Consider the following 12,523-nt stretch of genomic DNA (forward strand, 5'->3'; position numbering starts at 1 on the left):
AGATGGTTTTGAAAAGGCTTAACGCGCAAGGGTTAAGCCTTTTTTGTTATGGGTGTAGTAATGAGATAGTTAACAATACTGCCCGCACGCAAACCCGCAGCTCCATGCGTATTGGAAGTTATAGCCACCGAGCCAGCCGGTGACGTCGGTGACTTCACCGATGAAGTACAAGCCAGGTGCTTTTTTCGCTTCGAAAGTTTTTGAACTTAGTTCGTCGGTATCAACCCCGCCTAACGTCACTTCCGCGGTGCGATATCCTTCTGTGCCGTTTGGTTTGATTTGCCAGTTGTGCAAATAGTCATGCAGCGCGGCGATTTGGCTGTGTGTGAGCTGATTAATATTGGCATCGGGTATGGCTTTGGTGTCGTGCAGCATTTCCACAAAGCGTTTAGGTAGAATCGTTGCCAAGGCATTTTTCAATGACTTTTGCGCGCTTTGCTGGCGTTGTTGTTCTAACCACTCGGTGATATTTAACGTCGGAAGTAAGTTAATACTCACTGCCTGCCCTGCTCGCCAAAATGAGCTAATTTGCAAAATGGCGGGGCCAGATAAACCGCGGTGAGTAAACAGAATATTCTCTCTAAATTGCGTGCCACACTCGCTTGAAACCAAGCAATCAACACTGATCCCTGAAAGGCCATCGAAACGGTCCTTATCGTGTTGATGCAGAGTAAATGGCACCAAGGCAGCCATGGTTGGCAACACTTTTAAGCCGAATTGCTCCGCAATTTTATAACCGATAGGTGTCGCGCCAAGTTTTGGCATGGTGAGACCACCGGATGCCACTACCAGCGACTCGCATGCATAAGTGTGCGTGCCTGTGGTGACAATATAGCCTTGCTCAGTTTGTTCAACGCTGATGACTTCGCTGCGCAATTGCACGCTCACGCCTGCCCATTCACACTCGGTCATAAGGATATCGACGATGTCTTGGGCGCTGTTGTCACAAAATAACTGGCCAAGGGTCTTGTGGTGATATTGCAGGCCGTGGCGGTCAACCAAATCAATAAAGTCGCGCTGGGTGTAGCGGCTTAGGCATGATTTTACGAAGTGCGGATTGGCGCACAGGTAATTGTCAGGGCTGGCATTTTCGTTGGTAAAGTTACAACGCCCACCGCCACTGATGAGGATTTTACGGCCTGGCTTTTTGCCCATATCAACAACCACGACATCACGGCCACGATACCCAGCTTGTGCTGCACACATCAAACCCGCAGCGCCGGCACCAATAATCACCACATCTTTTTTAATCACTGTAACCACCCTTTGAAAAATCCACCGCTATTCTACCAAGGCCGACACCACAAAGATATTTTCGTCACACGATAACACTCCCCATCCCCATTTAGCCTTCGCGCGCACCGGCAACAAATTAGAGTTATTACTCAACAAAACAAAGAGTTAAAAGACAAATAGTAAGGCTATGCATTATTTTCAAAACTGATAAATAAATAATTTCCACACCTCATGAATAAGGATGAGTTCAGCTATTTTTACCCATTTATACGGCTGAATATAACATTTTGTACCCGCGTTATAATGAAATGTTATTTTTACATTATTTACATTTTATTTACCATTTCGCGGCAATTTGTATCAGTTTGGTACAAATATAAAAATAAATGGGGGTCCATATGACAACTAGAAAAACGCTTTTAGCGCTCGCAATTCCAATGGCGCTAAGTTCATCAGCTGTGTTTGCAAATTCGCTGCAAGAAGTCGCAGCACCACAGCAGGCAAGTCTTGCGCAAACGCAAGCCAAGTTAAAAGGCCAATCGTCCGCAGCAACGCGATTCATCATTAAATACAAGAACACGCTTGAATCTGGCGTTAATACTTCAGCAACAGCGGGCAAGGCACGTGCTCAGCAATTCGTAAATGGCTTTAAAGCAAATCGCGGCCAAGCCCGCGCACAATACGTGCGTGAAATGGCTCTGGCGAACCACCACGTAATTCGCACTGACAAGAAGCTATCAGCACTAGATGCACAACAATTTATGCAAGAGATGATGGCCAGTGGTGAGGTTGAATACATCGAAATCGACCAAATGCTACAACCATTTGCAACACCGAATGACCCTCGTTACAGCGACCAATGGCATTATTATGAGACCACCGCAGGCATTAATGCCCCAGCAGCATGGGACTTTGCAACAGGTGCAGGTGTAACCGTAGCTGTACTTGATACGGGTTACCGCCCGCACACAGACTTAAATGCCAATATTTTACCTGGTTATGACATGATCTCAGACACCTTCGTGGCAAACGATGGTGGCGGTCGTGACAGCGATGCCAAAGACCCAGGTGACGCGATTTCAGCCAATGAGTGTGGGTATACCCACGGTGCACAAGGCTCAAGCTGGCATGGTACGCACGTAGCAGGCACAGTTGCAGCTGTTGCAAACAATGGCGAAGGGGTAACAGGCGTAGCGTATGACGCCAAAGTAGTTCCTGTGCGCGTACTAGGTAAGTGTGGTGGTTTAACATCGGATATCGCTGATGCAATCGTATGGGCATCAGGTGGTTCTGTTTCAGGCGTACCAGCAAATGCAAACCCAGCCGACGTGATCAACATGAGTTTAGGTGGTAGTGGTTCATGTAGCGCAACCACACAAAACGCGATTAACCAAGCGCGTGCCAACGGCACTGCTATCGTCATTGCCGCGGGTAACGACAACGACAACTCGGCAAACTACAACCCTGGCAACTGTAGCGGTGTAATCAACGTAGCATCAGTGGGTCGTAACGGTGGTCGCGCGTACTACTCAAACTATGGTTCAAACATTGATGTAGCAGCGCCAGGTGGTGCACAAAGTTTCGCAAATGACCCTGAGGGCATCTTATCGACTCACAATTCAGGTTCTACATCACCATCAAGTGACAGCTACCACTACTCACAAGGTACGTCGATGGCTGCGCCACATGTTGCGGGTGTTGCGGCACTTATCAAGCAGGCAAAGCCTACGGCAACTCCTGATGAAATTGAAAGCATCTTAAAACAAACCACCAAGGGCTTTGGTGCAACATGCACAAGCTGTGGTACAGGTATTGTTGACGCCGCAGCGGCTGTTGCACTTGCAGGCGGTGGTAGCACTCCACCACCTAGTGGCGGCAACGAGCTAACCTCAGGACAAGCCATCACGAATCTAAGTGGCGCATCGGGTTCTGAGACAACGTACACCATGACGGTACCATCAGGGGCAAGCAACGTGACGTTTACTACCAGTGGCGGCAGCGGCGACCTTGATATGTACGTAAAAGCAGGCAGTGCGCCAACAACCTCAAGCTATGATTGCCGTCCATATAAAAATGGCAATAACGAAACCTGTAGTTTCGATAACCCAGCAGCTGGCACTTACTATGTGATGCTACGCGGTTATAGCGCTTATAGTGGTGCATCACTGCTTGGCGAAGTGACCACGGCAGGAACGGGCACAGGCACAGGTGGCGGCGGTACAGTGAGCGACATTTCAGCGTCACGTGGCCAATGGAAGCACTACACCCTAGATGTTCCAGCTGGCATGAGTGTGCTGGACGTTGATATTGCAGGTGGCAGCGGTGATGCGGACTTATATGTTCGCTTTGGCGCGCAACCTACATCAAGTAGCTACGATTGTCGCCCTTATAAAGGCGGCAACACGGAAAGCTGTAGCTTTAATAATCCACAAGCAGGGACGTGGCATATTAGCATTTACGCATACCAGACATTCTCTGGTGTAACACTTAATGCTCAATATAACCCGTAGTTAACCCATAACTACTCCTACTAGCCAAAAAGGCCACTCAATGAGTGGCCTTTTTTTATATCCCATGCATGCTGTTATAGGTTGGCTAATACATGTTCAGCTTTTGACACCTCAAACTGTTTATCCTGCTCTACAAACAACTGCGACACCACGGAGTTATTCACTACCATCGCATAACGCGAAGAGCGAATGCCACCAAACGAAGCGGTATCTTTATCAAGGCCAAGTGCTTTTGTGAAACTTGCATCACCATCACCAAGCATGCGAATGCCTGTGGCATTTTGGCTCTCGCCCCATGCCTTCATTACAAATGCATCATTGACTGATACGCAGTAAATTTCGTCCACTCCTTTGGCCTTAAATTGCGCTTCATGTGCGATAAAACCAGGCAGGTGAGCAGCCGAACACGTCGGAGTAAACGCGCCTGGCACTGCAAATAGCACGACCTTCTTATTAGCAAATAGCGTATCTGCATCGAGCGTACTCATGCCATCAGCTGTAAGCTCACTCAGGGTGATGTGTTGTGGTAATTGTTGCCCAATTGCAATCATGACGGATCCTTTAAACTAACAGTATGTTCGTCAAAGATTAGCATGCTCTAGCCCATTAAACCCAGACTTTCACGCATACTGAGCATTTTCTGGCCAAGGTGGTCATTGATTTCTTTAACTTTATGATCTGATTGATCAATTTGTTGCTGTAAATTCTGCATGGTGCGCTCAAACTCGCCCAGCATCTGATGTTGGCGATGTGCAAACTCAGTGGCTTGTGCTGCAACCTCGCTGGCCAGCGCAGCGCTGTGTAATACTGTTTCGGCGTTGCCTCTGAGTTGTTGCGCGTTATCTGTTTGCAGTTGTGCTTGCGTTTCAAGTGCACTGATATTATCCGAGACTGTTTGCGAATGAGCGCTTAAGTCTTTGAGTTGACTGTGAATGTCTTTCAATGATAACTGTGTTTGTTGCGCCAGCTTGCGCACTTCATCGGCCACAACAGCGAACCCACGGCCATGCTCCCCCGCGCGTGCCGACTCAATGGCGGCATTGAGCGCCAGTAAGTTAGTTTGCTCCGCAATGGTGTTAATCACATCAACCACTTTAGATACATCGTCGACCCCAAGGAGTAACTGGCGTAAGCTCTGCATTCCCCTATCAATTCCCTGCGCGGTTGTTGACGATGCTTGCAGCATTTCATTTGCGTAGCCTACGCTATCTCCCATAATGCTGTGGGTGTGCTGGGCATTTTGGGCCACTTGCGCATTGAGTGCATTAAGCTCATCACCCAGTTGTTGCACCTCTTGCAGCACACTTTGGCTTTGCATCGCTAATGCGCTGCTTTGTGCAGCTCCAGCGCTGATGTTGTTGAGGTTGTCACTCATTTGCAGCATAAAGTCATTAATCACTTGCAGCATTTGCTGGCGCGCCTGTGTTTGCTCCTGCTGGCGCTCTAGCACTTGATTAAAAAATTGCGCGATTTCGCCCACTTCTGTATTGCTGTTTTTGCTAACAATTGGGTTGAGCTCGTTGCTTTGTATCAACGCCGAAAAACCATTGCGCAACTGGCGAAGCGGGTTAAGTACATAGGCTCGTTGCAAGAAATAAACAGTGATTGCCAATAGCAACAAACCGCTTATAGCCGCAACAAAGCTGAACAACACACTTTGCTTAACACTATTTTGCTCTTGTGCGAGTTGCAGCTGGGCATCAAGTACCACCTGCCTAATACGCGCCACGTGCTCGCGCAGTTGCAAAACGCCACGCTCGCGCGTTTGACCTTGTGCAATCGTGTTTTGCAAATCACGAGGAAAGCGCTTTGGCCAAGAGCGAATATCCGCTTTTATATCACCCGCCAAGTCTTCTGGCTCTGCACCAAAAAACAATTCATCTTCATCTACCTCACTCATTACCCCTAAATTGTCGAGCTGCTCTATTTTGTGAGCCAGATCATTGAGCTGCGCCAACACTTGTTTCACAGTGGCTTCTTTCTCAGGGCTGTACTGAGTATTTAAGGCGTAAGTAGCTAACGTGAGTGTCAGCACCCCTTGGTAGTAATCACTGGCATATTCCATGTACTGATCGGCCAACTCTCGCTTTTGCATTGGCGCTTGACGTGCGTAACTCAATAAAGATGTGGCTGAGCCTGCCATTTGCCTAAGTGCGTTATCGAGCAAGGCGGTATCATTTCCCGACAGTTTACCCAGCGCTCTAAAGTCTCCTTCAATCCCCTGATTAAGCGTTGTAAATAATGGTGACAATTGACCTTGAAGCTGCACTGACAAATCAGGTAGCTGGCGCTGCATATCTACAATGCGATTTTGGGCGTTAAGTAAATACTGCATATCACCTGCACTGAGATAGTCTTCAATGTCGGCTGACAAACGAATGATTACATCATCTTTGAGCTGTGCGTAGCTGAGTGATTGGTGCTCTAAAGTGACCAGTGTGCTGTATGCCCACCAAAGTGTAGAGAGTAATGTGATACTGGCCAAAGAGAGCGCCATGGCCAGCAATCGCGTGAACGTAGAAACGCGCATAATCATCCATGTTTAGGTTTCAAAGCTGCGCGTAGCGTATTACGTATTTATGACAATTATATGAAAATAAAGAAAAAAGGATTAGTACCCAATAAAAACCCAAGCCTATTTCATGGCTGCGTTTACATACACATCAAAGCGGTTTTTCTTGGTTTTAATTTGCGTGCTCGGCGTTTTATCTTGCAAAAATGGCGCATAGTCAGGACGCTTCACTACCACTCGTTTGCTCGCAATGTTCAGCGCTGGAGTAAGTAAGTCATCCGCATCTAAATCTTCACCCACTAGGGATTGGAACACGCGCATTTCCTTTTTCACCAACGCTGACTTTTCGCGATGGGGAAACATAGGGTCTAAATACACCACATCTACATCCCCTTCACCCTCTGGTAAGTCCGTCAACAGCACATGGCTGCTACCATGGTGCAAATGCATACGCTCACGCATCCACGGGCCAATTTCTGCGTCTAGATATGCTCGTTCTAGGCCGTCATATAACAATGCAGCGACTACTGGGTGACGCTCAAACAAGGTGACTTTGCATCCGAGTGATGCCAATACAAAGGCGTCTCGACCCAGTCCCGCGGTGCCATCAAGCACATGCGGAAGTGCACCTTTATTGAGGCCTACGGCTTTGGCTATGGCTTGCCCTTTACCACCACCAAACTTGCGGCGATGCGCTGTTGCGCCACTGACAAAGTCAACGCGAATAGGGGCCAGTTTGGGCTCATCCCGCTTCGCTAACGACAAGCCCTGTTCGTCGTATTGCAGATAAAATTGCTCATCCAATGGGCACTCGTCCAACTTAAAACGCTTGGTAATCGCATCGCAATGGGGCTGCGCATGGTCAATTCGACAAAAGATTTGCACAACTCTCTCCGTGGGCAAAACAGGTAGGGTGATATGATATCAGGAAATAATTTACGGATCTGTGGCAACCTGCCTTTTCGCGCCAAGAATATTTATCGGCGCGTAAAATGGCGTGCAACACTGACGAAATATCTAAAAAAGTTCGATGTCGGTTTGGCTACTCACATCTTCAACACTTTCAGGGCGTGCAAAGTGCTCAATGCTCTCGACCAAGTCACATCGCAGTGTGTGTATTTGCGCACTGTGCAACGAGATAAACTGCACGAGATCGGGGTTATCTTTAATATCAGGATGTTGAACTAGAAGATGCTCAAAGGTGTTAAATGCTTCTCCAAACATGGCCGCGTGACGCAGCGCACTGTTGCTGTTTTCCATGTCCTGTACTTTGGCGTGAGTTGCCTCCAATAAGTGGGGGAATAAATCTTTATAACGACCATACAAGGCACTGTCTTCCATCGGCATGTTTTTTACCAGTAACGATACTTTGGGGTAATTAACTATGGTGTTGTCGTCAAAGTCTACAAAGCGCTGTGAATGTCTGTGTTGCTCTAGTAACTCTTGCTCCAGCGGACACTCAGCGCCATGATTGGCAAAGAACATCTCCCCTTCATCAAGCCAAAATGCCACAACCACATCTAAATTCATCGGCTCAAAAAAGGCAAAGAAGTACTCAGATAATGTTTTTACGTCATGAGCACCATAGGTTTGGCTTACATAACGCATCACCCGCCCCATGTCGCCCGAGTCTGTCATTGCCAACTCTGCGGTACTTTGCGCGCGGCTAACTTCGTGCTCTAGTTCTTGCGAGCGCTTTTTATATTGATACAACACCGCAATACGCGCTTTTAACTCGTCGCTGTTAAAGGGCTTAATAATGTAATCATCAGCACCTGCGTTGTATCCGCGCATGCGCTCTTCGAGATCTCCTCGCCCAGATAAAAACAAAATAGGCGTGGTGTGAGTTTTAGGGTCTTCCTTTAGCGCTTTGCATACGGCATAGCCATCCATTCCCGGCATTTCCACATCGAGAAGAATAATATCAGGGTTATGCTTAAGCGCTTGTTTCACTCCTTGTTCACCATCTTTAGCGTGGATCACTTGGGCTACACCATTAAGGGCATCCTCTACGAGGTGGTGAATGACTTTGTTATCGTCGATGGTGAGAACCAGTTTCGCCATTAGGCATCCCTACACGCTAAAATGAGTTATTAAAAGCATAGTATGAGTGTCTGATTTTGCGAGAGAAATCAGTCCCTAATACAGACAAAAAGCGCCTAAAAAGGCGCTTTTTTTTGTGATTTTACGTTGCCTGTAAAAAATTACGCGGCGATACCACTGTGACGCAATAACGCATCAACTTGAGGCGCTCGCCCACGAAAACGCTCAAATAGTACAGCTGGTTCTTCAGAGCCACCCATTTCCAGAATATGCGTCAAAAACTCGCGGCCTGTTTGTGGGTTGAAGATCCCCTGTTCTTCAAATTTAGAAAATGCGTCTGCCGAGAGCACTTCTGCCCATTTGTAAGAGTAATAACCGGCACTGTAACCACCAGCAAAAATATGGCTAAAACTATGCTGGAAGCGGTTGAAGCTTGGCGGCTGAATAACCGCAACTTGTGCTCGTACCTTGTCCAAAATAGTCTGAATTTCACTGCCTTTTGCAGGGTTGTAATCTGCGTGAATATGGAAGTCAAACAACGAGAACTCAAGTTGACGTACCATTTGCATCGCCGATTGGTAATTCTTCGCAGCCAGTAACTTATCGAGTAGTTCTTTTGGCAAAGGCTCGTTGGTTTCGTAGTGACCAGAGATAAATGCCAGTGCTTCTTGCTCATAGCACCAGTTTTCAAGGAATTGGCTTGGCAACTCAACCGCATCCCACGGCACACCATTGATACCTGCAACCGCTGCGGCATCTACTTGTGTCAACATATGATGCAAGCCATGGCCGAATTCATGGAATAAGGTGACCACTTCGTCATGAGTAAATAGTGCAGGCTTATCACCCACTGGGCGGTTAAAGTTACACACCAAATAAGCAACTGGAGTTTGCAACTGACCACCTAGGCGCACTTTGCGGCCCATGCAGTCGTCCATCCATGCCCCGCCTCGCTTGTGTTCGCGAGCATATAAGTCGAGATAAAAGCGACCACGTAACGTATTGCTGGCGTCATAAATTTCAAAAAAGCGCACATCTGGATGATAGGTATCGAACTCTTTTTGCTCTTGCACGCGAATCGAAAACAGCTTTTCTACTGTTTTAAATAAGCCACTAAGTACCGTATCTTCAGGGAAATACGGGCGCAGGAGTTCATCACTGATGGCGTATTTTTCCTGCTTGAGCTTCTCTGCATAGTAAGCGTTATCCCATGCAGCAAGCTCTTCAATACCATGAGTTTGCAATGCATATTGGCGCAGCTCTTCGAGCTCTTGCTGTGCTTGATGCTTAGATTTAGCAGCAAGGTCGTTCAAAAAGCCGAATACTTGTTCCGGTGAATCAGCCATTTTTGTAGCAAGCGACTTGTGCGCATAGCTTTCAAAACCAAGCAACTGAGCCAGTTCGTGACGCAGTTTTAGCTCCTCATCCATAATCGCACTGTTGTCGTACTCACCCGCATTCGGACCTTGATCCGAAGCGCGCGTTACAAACGCGGTGTACGCTTCTTCACGCAATTGGCGGTTATCGGCATGCGTCATAATTGGCAGGTATGATGGGATATCAAGAGTAAATAGCCAGCCTTCTAACCCTTTGCTCTGAGCGGTTTGCGCCGCTAATGCTTTTGCAGATTCTGGCAAACCTGCCAGCTGAGCTTCGTCTTCGATGCGCTTTTGCCACGCTAGGGTTGCATCCATCACATTATTGCCAAACTTAGCGCTGAGCTCACTCAAACGGCTAACAATTTCACCATAGCGTTTTTTATCTTCATCATTGAGGGCAATGCCTGACAAGGTGAAATCACGCAGGGCATTATCAATCACTTTCTTTTGCGCAGCGCTGAGGGTTTGGTAATGCTCACTGTTTGCAAGCGCGGTGTATGCGTCAAACAAACCTTGGTGCTGGCCAACAAAGGTGCTGTACTCACTCAACAACGGCAAAACTGAGTCATAGGCTTCACGCAATTGGGGAGTATTCACTACTGAGTGCATATGCGATACGGGCGAGAACAAACGCCCTAATTTATCGTCAGCTTCTTCAAGCGGCATAACCAAGCCTTGCCATGTGAAATCTTGCGCCGCTAACACCTGCTCTATCGTGCTTTTACACTCAGCAATTGCCTGTTCAACTGCAGGTTTTACGTGTTGGGCTTCAATTTGAGAAAAAGCTGGCAAGCCTTCCATGCCAATTAATGGATTAGTCATTCGTTGTTCTCTTTAAACTTGTTATTACCTACATTCTTGGGGCGATAGCGAAAAATACAAGTGCAGATCCGCACGCACATTTCTGCTATGGTATGGCACATTCAACATGACAATGAAAGTTCATAGGATTAAACGATGTCTCAACACTTTGATTATATTTGTATTGGCGGCGGCAGCGGCGGTATTGCTTCTGCAAACCGTGCGGCAATGCGCGGCGCAAACGTAGCATTGATTGAAGCAACTCATCTCGGCGGCACCTGTGTGAACGTGGGCTGTGTGCCAAAAAAAGTGATGTGGCATGGTGCGCAAGTAGCAGAGGCAATTAAGCTGTATGCTCCTGACTATGGCTTTGATGTTGAAATCAAAGATTTTAGTTGGAAGAAATTGGTTGAAAGCCGCGAAGCGTACATTGGCCGCATTCACCAAGGTTACAACAAATACCTAGCCAGCAACGGGGTTACCGTAATTAATGGCTTTGCGAAGTTTGTTGATAACAAAACGGTTGAGGTAAATGGCGAACATTACACCGCAGACCATATTCTTGTCGCCGTGGGAGGTCGTCCAATAATTCCAAACGTGACAGGCGCAGAGTATGGCATCGACTCTAATGGCTTCTTCGAGCTTAACGAGCAACCCAAACGCGTTGCCGTGGTAGGGGCGGGTTACATTGCGGTAGAAATCGCAGGCGTACTGCACAGCCTAGGCACTGAAACACACCTATTTGTGCGCCGTCATGCACCGCTGCGTAGCTTCGATAACATGCTCGTAGACACCCTTACAGAGGTGATGAAAAAAGAAGGGCCAACACTTCACACTGAGTGTTCACCAAAAGAAGTGGTGAAAGAGAGCGACGGCAGCCTGACCATTCATTTTGAGAATGGCTACAGCCAAAACGTCGACCAAGTCATTTGGGCGATTGGCCGTGCACCAACCACTGATGCGATTAACATTAGCGCTGCGGGTGTTGAGCTCAACGAGAGCGGATATGTAAAGGTAGATGAATACCAAAACACGACAGCCAAGGGCGTATACGCTGTAGGCGATATCATCGAAGGTGGTATTGAGCTGACTCCTGTTGCTGTAAAAGCCGGTCGTACTTTGTCAGAGCGCTTGTTTAATAAAGAACTGCCTGACGATTTGAAAATGGATTACAGCCTAGTGCCCACCGTGGTATTTAGCCACCCGCCAATTGGCACCATTGGTTTAAGCGAGCACGAAGCCATTGCTCAGCACGGTGAGGAAAACATCAAGGTATACACATCAAGCTTTGCCGCTATGTACACTGCTGTTACACAACACCGTCAGCCTTGTTCAATGAAGCTTGTTTGCCTTGGAAAAGAAGAGAAAATCATTGGCCTGCACGGCATTGGTTTCGCGGTAGATGAAATGATTCAAGGTTTTGCAGTAGCAATGAAGATGGGCGCAACCAAAGCAGATTTTGACGCGGTGGTGGCGATACACCCAACTGGGTCTGAAGAATTTGTGACTATGAGATAAAACAGCTTGGGCGAGCATCCTTGGTGGGGCGCCCGGCTCGACATCTAGCGAATAAAAAGGCTTACCAGTGTGGTTAAGCCTTTTTAGTTAGGGTTGACCCGTCCTAAATAGCGTTGACACTTTTCAAACTTAATTTGGAGAGTGTAATGAAATCAATTGGCAAAAGAACTCAACGAGATTATTCCCTCGCTTTTAAATTGGCAGTTGTAGACCAAGTTGAAAAAGGCGAACTCACCTACAAACAAGCTCAAGAGCACTATGGTATCCAAGGATGTTCAACAGTTTTAGTTTGGCTTCGTAAGCATGGTCGTCTAGATTGGATGAGTGGAACACCTAAGTTTCTAAAACGAGGCAATTTCGTGAATAAACCTAAAGAAGAACTGACCCCAGAACAACGGATCAAAGCCCTGGAGAAGGAGCTTGCTGATACGAAAATGAAAGCTGATTTCTTTGAAGCCGTTGTGAACGTACTTGAGAATGACTATGGAGTTAGCGTTGTAAAAAAGCACAAAAGAAAGTCATCC

General features: G+C 47.3%; 8 protein-coding genes and 1 pseudogene. 3 read left to right on the forward strand and 6 right to left on the reverse strand.

Annotated elements, in window-relative coordinates; translation table 11 throughout:
* Positions 1-69: 69 nt before the first annotated feature.
* Positions 70-1,254: a BaiN/RdsA family NAD(P)/FAD-dependent oxidoreductase gene (locus AAEU32_RS09760; RefSeq protein WP_421970336.1), complete on the reverse strand. Its 1,185-nt coding sequence runs from the start codon at positions 1,252-1,254 to the stop codon at positions 70-72.
* 380 nt (positions 1,255-1,634) lie between these two features.
* Between AAEU32_RS09760 and AAEU32_RS09765 the strand changes: the two genes are divergently transcribed.
* The gene (locus tag AAEU32_RS09765; protein WP_421970337.1) at positions 1,635-3,746 is read left to right on the forward strand and encodes a S8 family peptidase; all 2,112 of its coding nucleotides are present in this window, start codon (positions 1,635-1,637) and stop codon (positions 3,744-3,746) included.
* Between the two features lie 74 nt (positions 3,747-3,820).
* Here the strand turns inward: AAEU32_RS09765 and AAEU32_RS09770 are convergent, their stop codons facing one another.
* From AAEU32_RS09770 to prlC, 5 genes are all read right to left on the reverse strand, one after another.
* On the reverse strand, positions 3,821-4,297 hold the full coding sequence (locus AAEU32_RS09770; protein WP_421970338.1) for a peroxiredoxin: 477 nt from the start codon (positions 4,295-4,297) through the stop codon (positions 3,821-3,823).
* Positions 4,298-4,344: 47 nt separating this feature from the next.
* A complete protein-coding gene (locus AAEU32_RS09775; protein WP_421970339.1) occupies positions 4,345-6,276 on the reverse strand; it encodes a methyl-accepting chemotaxis protein in 1,932 nt (643 codons plus the stop codon).
* Positions 6,277-6,381: 105 nt separating this feature from the next.
* Entirely contained in the window at positions 6,382-7,095 is a 714-nt protein-coding gene (locus AAEU32_RS09780; protein ID WP_421970361.1) for a class I SAM-dependent methyltransferase, read from the reverse strand.
* A gap of 180 nt (positions 7,096-7,275) precedes the next feature.
* Entirely contained in the window at positions 7,276-8,322 is a 1,047-nt protein-coding gene (locus AAEU32_RS09785) for a response regulator (RefSeq protein WP_421970340.1), read from the reverse strand.
* Between the two features lie 140 nt (positions 8,323-8,462).
* Positions 8,463-10,502 (reverse strand): oligopeptidase A, encoded by a 2,040-nt coding sequence (gene prlC / locus AAEU32_RS09790; RefSeq protein ID WP_421970341.1) that lies wholly within the window; start codon positions 10,500-10,502, stop codon positions 8,463-8,465.
* Positions 10,503-10,637: 135 nt separating this feature from the next.
* On the opposite strand from prlC, the gene gorA reads away from it, so the two are divergent.
* Both gorA and AAEU32_RS09800 read left to right on the forward strand, forming a co-directional pair.
* Positions 10,638-11,999: a glutathione-disulfide reductase gene (gene gorA, locus AAEU32_RS09795; protein WP_421970342.1), complete on the forward strand. Its 1,362-nt coding sequence runs from the start codon at positions 10,638-10,640 to the stop codon at positions 11,997-11,999.
* A gap of 146 nt (positions 12,000-12,145) precedes the next feature.
* Positions 12,146-12,523 (forward strand): annotated as a pseudogene (locus AAEU32_RS09800) (IS3 family transposase); the annotation flags it as partial.

Source organism: Pseudoalteromonas maris (assembly GCF_049257235.1).
Lineage (GTDB): Bacteria > Pseudomonadota > Gammaproteobacteria > Enterobacterales > Alteromonadaceae > Pseudoalteromonas.

Bases quoted from the DNA above. Each gene is read 5' to 3' on its own strand.
- gorA (WP_421970342.1), top strand. From the start codon at position 10,638: ATGTCTCAACACTTTGATTATATTTGTATTGGCGGCGGCAGCGGCGGT.
- AAEU32_RS09785 (WP_421970340.1), bottom strand. From the start codon at position 8,322: ATGGCGAAACTGGTTCTCACCATCGACGATAACAAAGTCATTCACCAC.
- AAEU32_RS09770 (WP_421970338.1), bottom strand. From the start codon at position 4,297: ATGATTGCAATTGGGCAACAATTACCACAACACATCACCCTGAGTGAG.
- AAEU32_RS09765 (WP_421970337.1), top strand. From the start codon at position 1,635: ATGACAACTAGAAAAACGCTTTTAGCGCTCGCAATTCCAATGGCGCTA.
- AAEU32_RS09775 (WP_421970339.1), bottom strand. From the start codon at position 6,276: ATGCGCGTTTCTACGTTCACGCGATTGCTGGCCATGGCGCTCTCTTTG.
- prlC (WP_421970341.1), bottom strand. From the start codon at position 10,502: ATGACTAATCCATTAATTGGCATGGAAGGCTTGCCAGCTTTTTCTCAA.